The following is a 16,777-nucleotide window of genomic DNA, read 5'->3' as shown; positions in this document are numbered from 1 at the left end:
TTGTGTTCCTTATCCCTTGAAGAGAATGTTCCGCTTCTGAAGGTGAGGTCTCTGGGGACGGATCTTTTTGGGAAATGGGCGGCGGGCTGCGGGGGCGGTGCCCGCCGCCGCGGTGGGAAGGGTCAGTCCCCTGGGGCCATGGCGTCCGCCGGAGGAAAGCCCCCGCCGCCGTGGGTGGTGACCAGGTCCCGGATGAAGTTGCCGTTGTCGAAGTCGAAGGGGATCTGCTGGGCGCGACCGGATGTCGTCACGGGGTGTGTCCTTTTTTCAGAAGAGGGCTCCGCAGTCAAAGGCGAGGTCCGGTGGCGTTGGCCCAGGTCCATTGCACGCACCGACTGTTCCGGCGCTTCCATAAGAGCGGATGCGCCCGTTATTCCTGTTCTTCGCCGGCTGCCGTCAATGCCTTCAAATGCAGAGGCGAAATCTGATAGTACGCTGCAAGATCAAGGAATTCCCTGTCGTGCGACCACTTGGCAGCCGAAGCATTGATGAGATCGCCGGCGTACTTGTGCGGAGTGGTCCTCATGAACTGCTCGAGCCTCGGTTCCAGCCGGGCGGGAAGTGCCGACAGATCCATGTCGCGACGCGGCTTGGGGCCAAAGGAGACCCGGTGGATTTCCGAAGAATCCCAGCTGAGGGTGGTATAGATCCTGTACGATTTGGCTGCGTACGCCAGCATCTGCTCGTCCGGTTCGTGCATCCCGGTTTCGCGAAGCATGGACAGGACGGTCTTCGGCTCGAGGTTGCCTGCAGTGGCAGCGGGGAGCTGGAAGTACAGATTCATTGTTCTGTGCTTGTAGTCGACCCCGATCAGCACCACGTCTTCCAGACCGTAGCGGGCGAAGAAATCGGAATTCTCGTCCACCGCGCGCGGCATGGAGGGGATGCCGGCAAGCTTTGACACCTTCTGCGCGTCATGAGGGAAGTTCGCGTAGATCTTCTTGAAACCGCCAACGACTCCGCAGTCAATATAGTATTCGCCGCCGGGGATTCGCGCCTGGATGTCCGAGAGCAGGGCGCTGACGGGATGGTCCGTCTCCGCAACAAAGCCGTTCGACAGAGCATGGGCATAGGGATCATCGATCCCTGGAGAAACCTGGACGGTGTATTCAAGCTCCTCTACGCGCTCACCGGCCTGCAGGCTGAAAATAACCCCGCCCGCCCCGAATCCGTCCCGGTATGCGGACAGGACCGGCCAGACCTTGTCGCGTGAAAAGGGCGCATCCACCAGTCGAGCCGATTCCTCAATGGCCGAGTACAGCTCTTCCGTCGTAATGCCTCCGGACATCAATACTCCATGCAGTCGACGTCGACAATTGTTTCCACGTGGAATCCTGCTCTACCTTACTGCCCGTCGCTAGAGAGCCACTCGAAATCAACTAAGATTAGCGATCACCTTGACACGCACAGTACCCGGCGTCGACACTTCACGGAGCGGTGAAAATGGGACACGCCATGCCTGGTGTTGGCACGGCTCACCCGGACGATGTTCTTATGGCCCGGGCGGGATGGTGCCGATTCGTTCGGTCGCTGCGGCTGCTTCGGTCCTGGTCCTCGGCAATGCGGTCGCCAATCGGTCATTCGTCAGATCGTCAACGAGTAGACCAAACCAAATGTCCAGCCGGCCACTGCGAATCATCTGCCCTGATTCACATAGATGCCCAGATCGACACTGGAGGACGAATGACCAGGACAGATATGGAAGGTCTTTACTCTGTTATCGAGGAAACAGCTGGACTGCTGGATATATCTCCCTCGCGTGACAAGGTCTGGCCTATCCTGACCGCGTACGAGGATGCCCTCCCGAAGACCGTTGTCGCTTTCAGGGTGACGACGCGCGCCACGCGAGATCTGGACTGCCGCTTCACGGCGCTTCCCGCGGACGTCAATCCATATGCCTTCGCGGTGTCGAACGGCCTCGCTCCGGAGACGGACCATCCGGTCGGCACTCTGCTCTCGGACGTCCAGGAAAGATTGCCTATTACTGCCCACGGTACTGACTTCGGAGTCGTTGGCGGCTTCAAGAAGACCTGGACGTTCCTCCCTGTGGATGATCTGCAGAAGCTGTCGAAGCTTGCCGACATCCCGTCCATGCCGCGCAGTCTGGCCGAGAACCTCGGGTTTTACGCCCGCTACGGCCTGGACGACAAGAACAGCATGATCGGGATCGACTACGCGAGCAGAACGGTGAATGTCTACTTCCTTCAGGCACCCGCTGAGTGCCGCGAACCGGAGACCGTCCGGTCGATGCTGCGCGAATTGGGGCTGCCGGATCCGAGTGAGCAGATGCTCAAGCTCGCCCAGCAGGCGGTCGGCATCTATACCACCCTGAGCTGGGATTCTCCGAAGATCGAGCGGATCACCTTTGCCACCATGGTCCCGGATGTGAGGGCACTTCCCACTCGCGTTGAAGTCGATCCGAAGATTGAGAAGTTCGCGAAAAACGTTCCGTACACGTACCGTTCCCCCGGTCAGGGCCTCTACAACGTCGCATCGTATGCCGGCGGGGAATACTTCAAGCTCCAGACGTACTACCAGTTGAGCGAGGGCTCCCTGGAGGCGAAGGTGCTGCTCGGCCCCGCGGGCTCCGGCGTGTCGTCGTCCCCTGATGCCGGCCAGTAGCGTTTCGCCCGGAACGTGAGAACGCCTGGTGGATCGGCGGTTGTTGAACCGTGATCACCAGGCGTTTCGCGTACCGGTGTCGATTGCCTGCCTCAATCCATCACAGGGCGCACGCCTCGCCGATTCCGAGTCTCGTGAGGTGTGGTTGACCTCGATGCGTCAGCGGGCTTCGGCCGTTGATCGGTTCGGAGGTTCGCCCGTAATGTCGTCGACCGATCGAGGGCGGCCGTCGCGTGACGCCGCGGGTGCGCCGCGTTCCACGGGCCCGGTGTGCTGCTGGTCCTCTCCCGCCAGGAGCTCAGCCCGGTCCCGTCGGTGGCGCAGCCGTTTGGCATTCCCCAGACGATCAACCCGAAGATCGTCGCACGAGGCCTTTCTCGGGCAACCTGACAGTGCCGCCCTGCCGTGTCTCCACCAAGTCTTAAGCGGGACATGAGATCTTCAAGGAAAATCAGCCGGATAGTGAGATACATGCGGGGGGTCAAGGCCCATGCGCACCTTTGGACAGGTTGCTCGCTTCCTCGAAAAACTCGGTGCCTCATTCGGGATCACGGCACTTCGGATCTCTATAGGAATCATCTACCTGTGGTTCGGAGTGCCCAAGTTTTTCCCGGGGGTTAGTCCTGCGGAACCACTGGTCGCGGAAACTGTGGAGAGACTGACGTTCGGGATCATCCATGGAACGGTTGCTTCCGTCCTGACCGGAGCACTGGAAGCCGTGATCGGGGTACTCTTGATCAGCGGGAAAGCGCCTTCTCTGACGATCATGATACTCCTCGGGCATATGGCAGGAACGTTCACTCCGCTCTTTGTTTTCCCGAGAGAAACCTGGGAGTCTCTCTGTATTGGAACCCTTGAAGGGCAGTACATTCTCAAGAACTTGGTGATCGTGGCGGCTGCTCTTGTGATTATTGGTCAATCGAAGTCACGGAACCGGCCTGCGCCTGCCGAGAACCCCATCCGTGCAAGTCAAACGGCAGGCTGGCATTCGTGAAGGGTGCCGCCGAGTCGGTCGTGCCGTCGTACGTCGAGGCGGGCGATGCGCGCCGGATCTGTGAGAGTTCGGCTGCGCCGGTGAGGTCGCACGTGGGCCAGGCACAGCTGGTGCTTGCTTCAGCTCGCCCAGTCGCGTGCCAACGTAGGCCTGGCAGCGGTCGTGGACGGTGACCGCGCCGGGTCCGAGGCCGGCCGGCACGGTGTGCCGGAACGTCTTCGTGACTCCTCGACCCCCTGAGGGGGGTGGCTTCTCGCTATGCCGGTTGGGCTTCGCGACGGGCCAGCCCGGCCCGTAGAACGCTGACGGTCTTGACCTTGCCGGCCACCGGCCGGTGCCGGTGTACCTTGACGTGCCCGACCCCTTGGAGGCGGACGCGGGTGACAAGGTCGTGCGGGGTGGAGTCCCAGCGGCAGCCGTCGCCGTCCTTCGGGAAGACGACCGTGTCGTAGTGCCCGACGCCTTTGAAGCGCGGGTACCCCGGCGTCTCGGCATTGTTGACACGGCGGAAGAACGCGGCGAACGCCTTGTCCAAACGCCGCAGCGTCGCCTGCTGGGAGGAGAACGACCAGCGGCCCTGACGCTCCGGGTCGAACGCCCGGAGGACTTCACCACCGTCGCGAAGTACGGTTCGGAGTATCGCGGGTTCGTCCAGTGCCACCTACGCCCAGGCCGTGACACGGCTGGGCGTGCTGCGCCGGGGCAGGGAGACGTCGATGCTCAAGACCCCTGGCCGCGAAGCACAAGTCGACCGTCACGAAGCTGGTCCGCAGGCCGCCGCGCCGAAGCCCGGCCCCGACCGGCCGGGCGGTTTCCTGCCGAACGGGGCCGCGTCCAAGGCCGGGCTGAACCGCTCGATCGCTGATGCCGGATGGGGGTGTTCCTGACGATCCTGAACGCCAAGGCTGAAAGCGCCGGACGGGAAGTGATCGCTGTGGACCCCCGCAACACCTCGCGGCGATGCCCCGGATGCGGGCACACCGCCAAGGAGAACCGGCCCACACAGGAGAAGTTCCACTGCGTCGCATGCGGCCACACCGCGTACGCCGACACAGTAGGCGCCCTGAACGTTCTACGGGCCGGGCTGGTCCATCGAAACGCCAACCCGGCGTAACGAGAAGCCCCCTCGTTCACGAGGGGGAGGAGTCACGGGTACGCTTGATGGCCATGCGCAAGCGCGGCGGCCTGCTTCACTTGACGGGCGGGGACTGGAAACGGAACTCGCAGTCAGTCCCCGTTCACGGAGACTGACTGCACCCTCGTCCCGTTCTGACCGTCCGTTCCGGAACCCTGGACGTCAGTGCCCGGCGGTGGACGGACCCGTGGCGTCCTCGATGAGGTCGTCAAGGTTGAGCTCGAACAATCCGCCCTGCCGTCCGCTGAGTCCGGAGATCAGCTTGACGAAGTCGACCTCCGCGTCGTTCTTCTTGTCGGGGTCGATCATGTCCTGGGCCATGTTGAAATAGAAGCCCTTGGTCTTCGAGCGGTCGTAGAAGCTCTCCACGAACCTGCGGATGTCGTGGAAGAAGTCCTGGTACGCGGTGGAGTACCGGTCGAGCGCCTTCTCCTCGATTTCCGGGTGCCGGAGTATCTGGTCGACGACCTTCGACAGCGTGCTGGCCGCCAGGGTCGCGAGCGCGACACCGGTCGAGAACAGCGGGTCCACAAAGGCGGCGGCGTCGCCGACCAGAACCCAGCCGTTTCCGTGGAAGCGCTCATTGGTGTACGACCAGTCGCGCGCGGAGCGGTAACCCGCGGCCTGGGTCGCGTCCTTGAGAAGGTCCTTGAGCTTGGTGGTGTGTGCGATCTCGGACTCGAAGAGGGCCTCGAGGGACTTGTCGGACGCGCTCGCGAGCTCCGAACGCGTCACATAACCGACGCTGAAGACGCCCTTGTCGATCGGAATACCCCAGAACCAGCCGTCCCGGGTTCCCTCGATGAGGATGTTGCTCCACTCGTCGCCCGGGAGGCGGTGGCAGTTGTCGAAGTACGTCCACACCGCGACGTTGCGCAGCTGCTCGTTCCAGTTGACCTCGGAGTACTTCCGGCCGAGCACGCGGGCCTGCCCGGAGGCGTCGACGACCAGGGAGGCCCTGGCCTCGTGGATTTCGTTGAGGCCGCGCAGGGCGTAGCGGACGCCGACGACGCGGCCGTCCTCCTCGATGGACTCCTTCACCGTCGCGTCCTCCACGACGAAGGCACCCAGCTCGCGGGCCCGGTCCAGAATCAGCGCGTCCAGGTCGGCACGGCGCGTGTGAAAGGCGTAGGGGATACGACCGCCCGTGGTGAACGAGAAATTCCACGGGACCTCGTTGTTGCCCCAGACCAGAGTGCCACCATATTTGCGCTCGAACCCCTTGGCCTCCATGCGCTCCTTCAGGCCGAGTTCCTCCATGGGCACCATGACGCCAGGGATGAGTGATTCCCCGACGTGATACCGGGGGAATCTCTCACGGTCGAGCACGAGAACACGGTGTCCGCGCTTGGCGAGAAGCGCTGCGGTGGTCGCACCGGCGGGTCCGCCGCCGATGACGATAACGTCGAAATCGCCAGAAAACCCGAAGAGAGTGGACGACATGCGAGACCTTCCCCAGTTCCGATCCGGCCGCACTCGCGAGTCGCGTGAAGACTTCTTCAGCTCCCGCGGAGCGTGTTCACAGACCAGAGTGCAGGGATCAATCAGTCGGTGTCTTCGCCCAGATTGCTCAGCGGGGAACCCGCCGAGACAGGTCGGGATCCCAAGCCGTCGCACGTCGCTGAGGTGAGGTCCTTGAACAGCTTCCCGGGCTCGCCCAAGCCCTGGAGAAACAGGACTTCGAGGCGCTGGCAGACAAGTGCGATCTCTCGGTTTGGTGTCGGTGGTGGTGAGAGTCGGTGGTGTGGTGTTTCGGTGCTGGTCAGTGGGGATGTGAGCTGCTGTTGGTTTGCTGTCTGAAGCGAGTGGTGGCGTGCGGGCACCGCTACATCATCTGGCGGAACAAGCACACCGCCGATATTCGCTTGCGCACCCTCGTCACGCGGGTCAACGTCGCTTGACACCCGACGAAGGCAGAGAAGATGACCATGCAGACCCAGCACGTCGACCACGAACTCATCCAGGCCGCGGCTCACGTGGCTCGCACTCGCTGCCGGGGCGACAACCACACCATGGCAGCCGCAGCCCGCGCCCAGGACGGCCGGATCGTCACCGCGGTGAACGCCTTCCACTTCACGGGAGGCCCCTGCGCTGAGCTGGTACTCATCGGCGCGGCAGCCGCACAGGGTGCCTACGAGTTGCACACAATCGTCGCCGTGGGCGACCGCGACCGAGGTGTTGTTCCCCCGTGCGGCCGGTGCCGTCAGGTCCTTCTTGACTACTTCCCCGCCCTCAAGGTCATCGTCGGCGAAGACGACCGCATCCGAACCGTCCTTATCACCGACTTGCTGCCCGAAAGCTACATCTGGGCCGACCACCAACTCGAGGCCGAGTAAACCGCTCCACTCAGCATGGGCTGATACCGGCAGCCGACAACAGGCATCATGCACCTGACGATCGCGATCGTTCGCAGCGGCCCTCCGGTCCCGTCTCCCGCCGCACACCCCGCCCCGGCCACTATGAAGCGTGGGCCAGCAGTGAAGGTAGCTGGGAGCGACGCCACGCTGGTGGCCTGCCATTCGGAGAGGGAACAGGCCGCCGCGTCCGCCGATATGGCAAACGCACGTTCGCCTGCGTCACGCCGCGGTGAACCATGCCTCAGCGAGCGAAGGCAGCGTTCCTTCGGCGGGTACGTGCAATTCCCGCATGTACCAGGGGAGGTTGCTGTAGACGTGTAGCAACGTGTACGCGAGCAGTTCGGTCGGTTCGAAGATGTGGCCATACGACTTGGCGAGCCGGGCCAGCAGTTCCGGATCACCTCGGGTGACGAACAAGCCGACACCAACGAAGTCGTATGCGCGGTCACCGATCATGGCCGGTTCGAAGTCAAAGAGTCCGGTCAGGCGCCACCCGTCGGGATCAACGAGGAAGTGCTGCTGCATGACCTCGGTGTGCAGCAGGGAACGGTGTGGGGCGCGTGACAGGGGGACCGAGGCGAGGAACTCCGGGATCTGCTCCAGCCAGCCGGCCGGCAGTCCGTGTGCGCGCTGCTGTTCCACGGTGCCTTCACGCCGGCGGTCCAGGAAGGCGCCCCAGTCTCCAGGACCGAGGACGTCCTCGAGGGGACCGGGATCAAGAGAGTGAAGAACTGCGAGGGCCTCTCCGATCTCGGCGACGAGCCGTTCACGGTGGGCCTGCGGTATGCGGTCCCAGGCGTGGGCCAGGTTTTCGCCGCGGAGCCGGGACATCAGGACGAACTGCCAACCGTTCTCGTACGGGCCGAACTCGCGCACCTGCGGCGTCGTTATTGGTAGCCGCCCCTGGAGATAGGACAGAACACGGCCTTCAGCGACGCCGTCCTGTGCAGCGGCTCCGGGGAATAGCTTGAGGACATGCTCGTCGCCCACCGCGTATACCGGCTGCGACCCGTCCGGGAAGCGAGTCAGCGGTGCGTCGGCAAGACCGACGCGTGCACAAAGGGCCTCCACTCCAGGCCGCATCACCGTCTCGTCAGGAACGACCGCATCCCACTGTTCGTCTGTTTCCACCGGAGGCAGCATGATCAAGACCGTAAGCCGCCCTTTGCCAGTAGGCAACGGAGTTTCGCGGCCCTCACGCCCGAGACCGTTCGACCGGGCTCGTGACCTGTCGGACAGGACCTAGCCTCGCGGTTTCGGTTGGGGCGGGGTCAGTTGGTGGCCAGTAATGCGAAAGAGCCTTCTGGGCTGCAATGCCGGTGACTTACCGCGTTTCCGCAGTTCAGGTGCTTGCCGGTGGTGGATTCGGAGCGAAATATCCCCGGGCAGTGTTGCGGGGTTCGTCACTTCTCGTGATGTACCTGCGAAGGCCGGGACGCGGCAACGGAGCACGCTGCAGCCACGATGTGACACCGCCCGCAGCGAGAGCACCGACCTGGCGTGAAGCCGGTGGACGAGGAACCACGGACACGCTGCTGATCCTGACGGACGCGGGCAACCTCGTCGGTCTGTCTGGCCTTGTGCCGGGCCGCTTCACCGGCCCGCGGTGAGGGTGTCCAGGAGGGCGGCGGTGAACTCCTTGGGTTTGTCGATGTGTACGGCGTGGCCGGCGTCGGGGATGGCAGTTTCGCGGACGTGTCCGCCCGCGGCGGCGTAGTGATCGAGTGCGTGGCGGGTCTGGGCGAGCATCGGTTGGGCAGGGCAGTGGTAGGCGCCGGGCCAGCCGGGTACGGCGCCGAGTGCACCGAGGTGGGCGAGGTCGAAGAGCGAGGTGTCGGAGACGATGAGATCGTCGGTGCCGCGGATCCAGCCGATGGGCGGTTTGAGGTCGATCCGGTGCAGGTCGTCAATACGGAAGTGGGTGGGGGCCATGGCGTTGAGGACACCTCGGGGGCCGGGGGCGGTGCCGGGCCAATGGTCGCTGGGACGGGTGTCGCCGGGGTAGTGGTCTTCTCCGGTGCGGGTGGAGAGCATGGCGTCGACGAAGGCGTCCTCGAGTGCGGGGCGCAGCGGCGGTCTTACATAGCTGGAGGCAAGGACAGCGCGGGGGGACAGTGGTGAGTCCTCGCTGCGGTCGCCTTCGGTGAGGCGCCGGACGAATTCGGGGTTGACGGTGCCGGCGCCGGAGCCGGCGCCGTCGTGGTGGTTGAGTCGGCCGTCGGGGCCGTGGGTGCCGCCGAAGCCGTAGGGGGAGACGGGGTTGACGAGGGTGAGGCTGCGGACGGCGGTGGGGTGATCGCGGAGGTGCTGGAGGGCGATGCCGCCGCCCATGCTCCAGCCGACGAGGTGGACGCGGTCGAGGGCGAGGGTGTCGCGTAGGGCGGTGAGGTCGTCGCTGTAGTCCCGGAGGCCGTGGGTGGCGTCGATGGGAAGGGGGTCGGTGCCGCCGAAGCCGCGGAGGTCGACGGCGAGGGGGCGGTAGGCCTGGGGCAGGTCGAGCATGGCCTGCTGCCAGAAGGTGGCGGCGGAGACGTTGCCGTGGACGAAGAGGACGGGTTCGCCGGTCCGGTCGGGGAGTTCGAGGAGGTTGAGGGTGAGCCGGGGGGTGGTGATGAGTCGAGCGTGGATGCCGGGGAGGAGTGCGGGTGCGGTCATGGTCCGTCCTTGGGAGTGGCAGGTCAGCCGAGCCAGGCGGCGATCTGGGCGCAGGCGGAGGAGTTCCAGCCAAGTTGGAGGTGGTTGGCGGTGGCGATGAGGGAGTTGCCGGCAACGTTGGCGATGCCGGTGCGGTCGAGGGCACTGTTGACGAAGACCACGCCGTCGCTGGGGCCGCGGTTCTCGTTGTAGATGCCGAGGACGTTGGGGGATCCGCCGGCGAGGAGGTAGGTGGCGACGGTGCCGGGGATGCCTGCCTTGTGGAGGGGGGTGATCAGGGAGCCGGCGTCGATGGCGGTCTGGATGCCACTGCCGGAGGTGTAGACGCCCTGGCCACCGTGGTAGGTGGTGTACCAGTCTTGTTGGGTCATGTCGATGCCGTAGGCGGTGTCCCAGCGGGCGAGCATCTGGCGCTGTCCGGGATAGGCGTCGTAGCCGCTGGTGGGAGCGAAGGCGAATTCGGGGTGTGCGGTGTAGGTGCCGTAGCAGGTCATGTAGAGGTGGGGCGAGGGGGCGTTGACGCTGCCGCCGCATTGGGGCCAGACGCTGAAGTCGTGGGCCCAGCCATGAGCGTAGGGGTAGTCGTAGCCGCCGTTGGGGCCGCCGAGAGTGATGAGGCGGCGTACGTCTCCGGCGTAGGGACGTCCCCAAGTGGGGTGCAGTGAGGAGACGTAGGCTCGGGTGGACATCTCCCCCTTGCTCCAGCCGACGAGGTCTACCTGGCTGACGCCGAGCCGGTCCTTGATGACGGCGATGGCGTCGCCGACCTGCTGGGCCTGCATCAGGTTGTCGCCCTGCTTATGGGCGAAGTTGATCGCGAAGACGCGGTAGCCGCGGTCGGCGAGGTACTGCATGAGTCCGGTGCTGGGGCAGGAGATGGTGCCGCAGCCGTAGCCACCGGCTTCGCCGGGGTTGGCCCAGGCGCGGTCGGCGTTGTCGTTGGCGCCGTGGACGAGGAGGACGGGGGTCGGGCGACTGCCTCTGTTCCAGCCGGGGGCGGAGTAGAGGAGAAAACGGCCGGAGTAGGGCTGCTTGACGCCGCTGAAGAAGGTGCGTCGCTGGCCGTCCTGGTCGCCACGGCCGTCCGGGGGGTACTGCTCGGAATGAAAACCGCTGGTGGTGTCGAGGTAGCGGTCGACGCGGTCCCAGCCGTTGGCAACGGTGGTGTAGGTGGCTTCGAGGGTGAGATAGGTGGGTGGGGCGGCGTGGGCCGGTGTGGTGGCTGCTCCGAGGCTCAGCAGTGTGAGAAGCAGGCCGAGCAGGGTGCTCGTTATTCTGCGCATCGCGGCTCTCCCGTCCGGGGCGGGCTCGGTGGTCCAGGTCCGCCACGGTAGGGCGGTGCGGGAGACCTCCCCCATGGGGCGGACGGCCATAGATGCGGGTCGGGGGGTGTGCGGTGTCGCCATGCGCTGAGGGACGCGTGGGCTCCCCGGAGAGGGGTTCGGTGATGCGGGGGGCATTTCCGAAGGGTTCACAACTGCTGAGCAAGCACATCGTTTTGGCGAACATGGGCACGATGGGGTGAACGGTTTCACAAGCTGCGGGTATGTCCTGCGGGGTGTGCGTAACGTATTCGGTGCGATCTGGGACGCCGGGTGTGGCGTCAGCAGTCGGGGCCCCCGTGTCACCAGCGAGATGGTTCGGGGCCTCCCCGTCGCCTCTGGCCACACCCATATGGCCAGGTCGTAGGGATTCCGCCCGCCCGGGACGGACCGCATACGGGATATGCGTCGCCGACCGGGACGCGAAAGCGGAGTACCAGTGCGCCCAAGACCGTTCGGGGCGTGCCGGTGAGCCAGGACTCACTCCTGCTCACTGCCCAGGAACGGTGGGGCTGTCCACGCCGACGCGGTGGACGCGGACGAGGTTTCCGGAACCGGCGAAGCCCGGTGGGGAGCCCGACGGTGATGACGACGACGTAGCCCCTGCGGCAGCGGCCGATCAGCGCGAGGCCGCTGCCTGGCTCTACCCGCTCGCGGACTGCCCCTCTCGGAGGGCGTTTTGAGGGTATTTGGCAAGCGGTGCTCGGCCCTGGCGGAGGTTCGTCGACGACCACTTTCACGATGCTGTACCAGGCAGCGCTAGGCGATACTCGTCCCGTGGAGTGGTTCGAGCAGTCTCAGGCGTGGTCGGGCCGTTTCTACGAGGCCGCGCCTACGGCCTTCTTCGCCGGGGTCTTGCTCTGGTAGGGGCAGGCGAGCTGGTGCAGGATCTCCTGCGCAAGCAGATCCTCGGGCCCCTTCAGCGCGTCCGCTAGCTTCTGGTCAACGGGGAACACCATCTCCGCCGCGACGTTGTCCTGCACGATCCGGGCCAAGTTGTCGAGGGCGACGAAGACCGGGTCGGCGGGCAGCTGGGCCGTCGGCAGGTCGATCAGGTGCGAGTCCGCCTTCGCGGGGTCCATGAACTGCTTGACGATAATCGAGTTCTGGTTCAGGGCGGACGTCGTCCAGATCGACAGAACGACGACGTACAGACCGGGCCAGTCCTCCTTGCCGACCTTGCCCCGCCACCGCTTCATGAGATCTTCCACGCCGTCGATCTGCGCCTGGGTCGCATACCTCACGTTGGTACCGATAGCGTCGTTCAGGCCGCCCGTGAAGTTCTCGAACGACTTCATGTCAAAGGAGCCGCGCTGCATGGACTCGTTGATGAACCTGAGCGCGACGTCGAGGATCTGCGTGCTCGACGCTTCCAGCTCCTGCGGCATGTGCGCGTTGTCGAGCTGCTGTCGGGCGGTGGTCAAGGTGGTACCGAAAGCCTGAAGTGGGCTGACCCAGTCGTTCGTTCCGGGCCCCTTGAACGCCACCATGTCCACGTCGTGCTGGTCGAGACAGGCGGAGCTGGGGAGGTTCGGGATCTGGCGGCTCAGGTACGGCGCGATGACCGAGTAGATGCCCAGCGGAGCGTGGGCGATCGACTTGGCCAGCTCGAAGATTTCGGAGACAGGGTGCAACGACTCCTGCTCTCCGTTGTGGATGAGGGTGTACAGGCCACCCCGGTCGTCATTCTGAACGACGATGACCGGGCTGAGATGCTTGATCAACTCGGCCCGGAGCGCGTCGTAATTCTTCTGGGTGTCGGTATCGACCGCGAAGATTGCGTTGCGGGCCTGGAGTTCCAGGGCCGCCGAGTCCGGTCCCGGATCGCCCTCGTCTGCAGATGCGGCCTGAGTGCCGCCGAGAAACGCCATGGCACCGACTGCGGTAGCGGCGCCGAGGAATTTCCTACGCGTGCTCACTTTCCGTCTTCTCCCCGTTCGAGCTTCGATCATTCACTTGCACGAGGTTCGTGATCACAACCCCGGATTTACGCAGTCCGCACATGCCTGCGACAGCCCCGGAGCCACGAACTCACCCGTACGGTCCAGCGACTTCATCGCCGAAACGACACTGCTTACGCCGACCGCGGCACCGACGCCCTCATACGCGCCCGGGACCATCCCGAGCTCGGCGGCCCGTACGCCCTGCGCAGGGCCGCTCCCGCCCACTTCACCCTCGGCCCCCGCCGGGACATCCTCACCGACCGGCAGATGACCCCCCGGACGGCGGGCTATCGCTACGACCACGAGACCTGGACCCACTTTCCCGCTGAACGGACATTGACAAGGTCGAATCCGCCCTCGTGCCGGACAGCATGGTGAGTGCCCTCCGAGGCCGAACTGCGGACGAACCCGACCCATCCGTCGATGGTCGCCTTCCGAAGGAGTCACTCCACGGCTTCCATCACCACCCCGAACTCGTCCTCGTGAACACAGGTGCGAAAGGTGAGCGCCCACGGAACGCTGCCGTCAGGATCCGCCCTATCGACGGCACGGACCAGCAATGCGGTGTCCGCCCCAGCAAGCGAATGGCTCGCCGCACCTCCGCTCGCGCTGCGCCGGGTGGGCGGCCGGTCTGTGCCGCGGGGGTCTGGCGGCCCGCTCGGGTGCGGGTCGTGCTGCCGATCTCCTCGACGAGGGGCAGCAGCCGATGCGGGACCCGTTCGCGCAGGGCCACCTCGGTGCGGGTGCGGACCACGGCCGGGAGCCGGATCACCTGTCGCGCACGCCGGTGCCCGGCTGCTCCAGCAGCAGCCGCAGGATGCGGGTGTCGAGCTCGTCGACGGCCATGGTCCGGTGGCCTCCTCCGGGACAGGGGTGATCACTGGGGACTGTACGGGTCACGAGGCCCGGCTCTCACTCAGGCTCTTGCACTTTTGTGACGACCGTCGAATAATCGACGCATGCTCTGGCGTGATGGTGTCGTCCTCTGTCGGCTGCCGCGTCCGGCACGCCATGCGCCGCCCTCTCCCGAAAGGCCCCTCGATGGCTGTTCCCGACACCGCTGTGTCCTCACCGAGCGCCCTGGCGCGAAAGGCTCGCGCCTTGGACGAGGCGGACCCGCTGCGGTCCTTTCGTGACCGCTTCATCGCTCCCGGGGGCTCCGACCTGGTCGCCTACCTGGACGGAAACTCGCTCGGCCGCCCCGCCCGCGCCGCCGCCGAGCAGATGCAGCGCTTCATCACCGAGCAGTGGGCCGGGCGCCTGATCCGCGGCTGGACGGACGGTTGGCTCGACTGGCCGCAGACCGTCGGCGACCGCCTGGCCGCCGCAGCGCTGGGCGCCGCGCCCGGTCAGACGGTCGTCGCGGATTCGACGACCGTCATGCTCTACAAGTTGGCGCGGGCAGCGCTGATGGCCCGCCCTGGCCGCCGCGAGATCGTCCTGGACACCGACAACTTCCCGACCGACCGCTATGTCCTCGAAGGCATAGCCGCGGAGCTCGGCCTTGCCCTGCGGTGGATCGAGACCGATCCGACGGGCGGCATCACCGAGGAGCAGGTCTCGGAGGCGGTCGGAGCGGACACCGCCCTCGTGGTCTTCAGCCATGTGGCCTACCGGTCCGGGTATCTGGCCGACGCCGCCGCGATCACCCGGACCGCACACGCCGCGGGCGCCCTGGCCCTGTGGGACCTCAGCCACTCCGTGGGCTCCGTCCCGCTCCAGCTGGACGCGTGGGGCGTCGATTTCGCCGTCGGCTGCACGTACAAGTACCTGGGCGCCGGTCCGGGCGCGCCCGCGTTCGGGTATGTCAGCCGCCGGCACCACGGAAGCACGCAGCAGCCCGTGTGGGGCTGGATGGGGCGCAAGGACGCGTTCGAGATGGGCCCGGGGTTCGAACCGGCGGAGGGGATCCGGTCGGTGCTCAGCGGCACCCCGCCCATCCTCGCCATGCTGCCGCTGCTGACCGGTCTGGAGATGCTGGAGGAGGTCGGCATCGAGGCCATCCGCGCCAAGTCCGTGCTAATGACCGAGTATGCCCTGGAGCTCGCCGACGCCTGGCTCGTCGACCAGGGCGTCACGGTGTCCTCGCCCCGGGATGCGGACCGGCGGGGCGGCCACATCACCCTGAGCCGGCCCGACTTCCGTGAACTGACCGGGCAGTTGTGGAAGCAGGGGGTGGTGCCCGACTTCCGGGCGCCCGACGGCATCCGGATCGGGCTGGCGCCACTGAGCACGTCCTTCGCCGAGGTGCACCGGGGCATGGCCGTCCTGGCGGAGCTGGCCGGAGCCACGGGCATCGGAGACGCCGAATGACCGCCCCGGCCGATGGGTCCGCCGAGGACGAGCGCGAACTGTCACGGTCTCTGACCCACCGGCACATCACGATGATCGGACTCGGCTCGGCCCTGGGCACCGGCCTGTTCCTGGGATCCGGCTCCGCCATCGCCACGGCGGGCCCGGCCGTGATCCTCTCGTACGCCGCCGGAGCGGCCCTCGTCGGGATCATCGGCCTGGTCCTCGGGGAGATGACGATCGCCCACCCCGTCCGGGGCGCCTTCGGTTCCATCGCCCAGCGCTATCTCGGGCCGTGGGCGGGCTTCCTGACCCGCTGGCTGTACTGGGAGGGGGCCGTCGTCGCGGTCGGTGGTGAAGTCGTGGCCGCCGCCGTCTACATACGCTTCTGGTGGCCGAACGTGCCGCTGCTCGCGGCGGTGCTCGCCGTCGCGGCCGTCGTCCTGGGTGTGAACCTCATCAGCGTGAGGTCGTTCGGCGTCGCGGAGTTCTGGTTCTCCACGATCAAGGTCACCGCACTCATCGTGTTCATCGCGTCGGGTGTCCTGCTGGTCTTCTTCGGCATGCCGCACACCCCGGCCGTGGGTCTCGGGAACCTGACGCGGGACGGGGGCTTCTTCCCTGCGGGCGGCAGCGCTGTGTGGGTCGCCATGGCCGTGGTCATGTTCGCCTTCGCCGGATTCGAGACCACATTCATCTCGGCGGCGGAGACCTCGGACCCCGGCCGGTCCATCCGGACGGCCATGCGCTCGCTGGTCTGGCGGCTCGGACTCTTCTACGTGGTGGCGATCTCCCTGGTGGTCACGCTGCTGCCGTGGCGGGAGTCCGCCGGGGGCGACGGCAGCGTCCAGGCCAGTCCCTTCGTCCGGGTGTTCGCCGACATGGGGATACCCGCGGCCGCCTCGCTCACCAACGCGGTGGTCCTGATCGCGGCGATCTCAGCCGCCAATGCCAATCTCTACGGCGCCAGTCGCCTGCTGCACTCCCTGGGGCACGACCGGCTTGCCCCGGCCGCGCTGGGCCGGCTCAACCGGCGGGGTGTCCCGGTCTTCGCCCTCATCGGATCGGCCTGCGGGATCGCCGTGGCCGCCGGGCTGGCCGCCTACGGCGTCAGCAACGTCCTGAGCGTGCTCGTGTCGATCGCGATCTTCGCGATTCTTCTCGTCTGGCTGCTGATCCTCGCCTCGTATCTCGCCTTCACGCGCGGACGCGGGCACGCGTCGGCGGACGGGCGCGGAGGCCGGGTGCCCGGCGGCCGTCGCACCGCCTGGGCCGGCATCGCAGGGGTGCTGGCGGTCATGGCAACGGCGGCTGTCGTCCCGGCGATGCGTCAGGCTGCGGTCATCGGCCTGGGCTTCACGCTGGTGCTCCTGGCCGTCTACGCCGTGGTGATCCGGCGGCGCACCGCACCGTCAGCCGTCGAGGAAGAACCCGTCACCGTGTGACCTTCGCGGTCC

General features: G+C 66.1%; 13 protein-coding genes and 3 pseudogenes. 6 read left to right on the top strand and 10 right to left on the bottom strand.

Annotated features, from left to right (window positions below):
• Window positions 1-122: 122 nt before the first annotated feature.
• Both OH809_RS01410 and OH809_RS01405 read right to left on the bottom strand, forming a co-directional pair.
• Window positions 123-251, bottom strand: coding sequence for a hypothetical protein (locus tag OH809_RS01410; protein ID WP_406415567.1), 129 nt, complete (start codon window positions 249-251; stop codon window positions 123-125).
• A 119-nt stretch (window positions 252-370) separates the two neighbouring features.
• Window positions 371-1,288 carry an aromatic prenyltransferase gene (locus tag OH809_RS01405; RefSeq protein ID WP_406415566.1) on the bottom strand — a complete coding sequence of 306 codons (918 nt, stop codon included), beginning with the start codon at window positions 1,286-1,288 and terminating at the stop codon, window positions 371-373.
• 395 nt (window positions 1,289-1,683) lie between these two features.
• Here OH809_RS01405 and OH809_RS01400 point away from each other — a divergent pair, with 395 nt between their 5' ends.
• Together OH809_RS01400 and OH809_RS01395 are read left to right on the top strand one after the other, a co-directional pair.
• Window positions 1,684-2,622, top strand: coding sequence for an aromatic prenyltransferase (locus OH809_RS01400; RefSeq protein ID WP_406514815.1), 939 nt, complete (start codon window positions 1,684-1,686; stop codon window positions 2,620-2,622).
• A 490-nt stretch (window positions 2,623-3,112) separates the two neighbouring features.
• On the top strand, window positions 3,113-3,616 hold the full coding sequence (locus tag OH809_RS01395; protein WP_406415562.1) for a DoxX family membrane protein: 504 nt from the start codon (window positions 3,113-3,115) through the stop codon (window positions 3,614-3,616).
• 286 nt (window positions 3,617-3,902) lie between these two features.
• Here the strand turns inward: OH809_RS01395 and OH809_RS01390 are convergent.
• A pseudogene (locus OH809_RS01390) lies at window positions 3,903-4,220 on the bottom strand (RNA-guided endonuclease TnpB family protein); the annotation flags it as partial.
• 166 nt (window positions 4,221-4,386) lie between these two features.
• On the opposite strand from OH809_RS01390, the pseudogene OH809_RS01385 reads away from it, so the two are divergent.
• Window positions 4,387-4,730: pseudogene (locus OH809_RS01385) on the top strand (RNA-guided endonuclease InsQ/TnpB family protein); the annotation flags it as partial.
• Window positions 4,731-4,913: 183 nt separating this feature from the next.
• Here OH809_RS01385 and OH809_RS01380 read toward each other — a convergent pair.
• Complete coding sequence (locus tag OH809_RS01380; RefSeq protein WP_406415561.1) at window positions 4,914-6,194, bottom strand: NAD(P)/FAD-dependent oxidoreductase; 1,281 nt, start codon at window positions 6,192-6,194, stop codon at window positions 4,914-4,916.
• 479 nt (window positions 6,195-6,673) lie between these two features.
• On the opposite strand from OH809_RS01380, the gene OH809_RS01375 reads away from it, so the two are divergent.
• On the top strand, window positions 6,674-7,087 hold the full coding sequence (locus OH809_RS01375) for a cytidine deaminase family protein (RefSeq protein ID WP_406415559.1): 414 nt from the start codon (window positions 6,674-6,676) through the stop codon (window positions 7,085-7,087).
• Between the two features lie 240 nt (window positions 7,088-7,327).
• Here the strand turns inward: OH809_RS01375 and OH809_RS01370 are convergent, their stop codons facing one another.
• The 6 genes and pseudogenes from OH809_RS01370 to OH809_RS01345 form a co-directional block, all read right to left on the bottom strand.
• The gene (locus OH809_RS01370) at window positions 7,328-8,251 is read right to left on the bottom strand and encodes a phosphotransferase (protein ID WP_406415557.1); all 924 of its coding nucleotides are present in this window, start codon (window positions 8,249-8,251) and stop codon (window positions 7,328-7,330) included.
• 450 nt (window positions 8,252-8,701) lie between these two features.
• Window positions 8,702-9,763 carry an alpha/beta fold hydrolase gene (locus OH809_RS01365; RefSeq protein WP_406415555.1) on the bottom strand — a complete coding sequence of 354 codons (1,062 nt, stop codon included), beginning with the start codon at window positions 9,761-9,763 and terminating at the stop codon, window positions 8,702-8,704.
• Window positions 9,764-9,786: 23 nt separating this feature from the next.
• Window positions 9,787-11,046: an esterase/lipase family protein gene (locus OH809_RS01360; RefSeq protein ID WP_406415553.1), complete on the bottom strand. Its 1,260-nt coding sequence runs from the start codon at window positions 11,044-11,046 to the stop codon at window positions 9,787-9,789.
• 857 nt (window positions 11,047-11,903) lie between these two features.
• The gene (locus OH809_RS01355; RefSeq protein WP_406415552.1) at window positions 11,904-13,004 is read right to left on the bottom strand and encodes a hypothetical protein; all 1,101 of its coding nucleotides are present in this window, start codon (window positions 13,002-13,004) and stop codon (window positions 11,904-11,906) included.
• A gap of 688 nt (window positions 13,005-13,692) precedes the next feature.
• Window positions 13,693-13,806 (bottom strand): annotated as a pseudogene (locus tag OH809_RS01350) (Lrp/AsnC family transcriptional regulator); the annotation flags it as partial.
• Window positions 13,797-13,928, bottom strand: a complete 132-nt coding sequence (locus OH809_RS01345) for a hypothetical protein (protein WP_406415550.1) — start codon at window positions 13,926-13,928, stop codon at window positions 13,797-13,799. The pseudogene OH809_RS01350 and the gene OH809_RS01345, both read right to left, overlap by 10 nt.
• Window positions 13,929-14,069: 141 nt before the next feature.
• On the opposite strand from OH809_RS01345, the gene kynU reads away from it, so the two are divergent.
• Window positions 14,070-15,341 carry a kynureninase gene (gene kynU / locus OH809_RS01340; protein WP_406415549.1) on the top strand — a complete coding sequence of 424 codons (1,272 nt, stop codon included), beginning with the start codon at window positions 14,070-14,072 and terminating at the stop codon, window positions 15,339-15,341.
• Window positions 15,338-16,765 carry an amino acid permease gene (locus OH809_RS01335; RefSeq protein ID WP_406415547.1) on the top strand — a complete coding sequence of 476 codons (1,428 nt, stop codon included), beginning with the start codon at window positions 15,338-15,340 and terminating at the stop codon, window positions 16,763-16,765. The genes kynU and OH809_RS01335 overlap by 4 nt, the downstream gene beginning before the upstream one ends.
• Window positions 16,766-16,777: the final 12 nt, after the last annotated feature.

This window comes from Streptomyces sp. NBC_00873 (genome assembly GCF_045207415.1).
Taxonomy (GTDB): domain Bacteria; phylum Actinomycetota; class Actinomycetes; order Streptomycetales; family Streptomycetaceae; genus Streptomyces.
The sequence above is the reverse complement of the archived record's forward strand: the minus strand, read 5'-3'. Positions and strand labels throughout refer to the sequence as shown.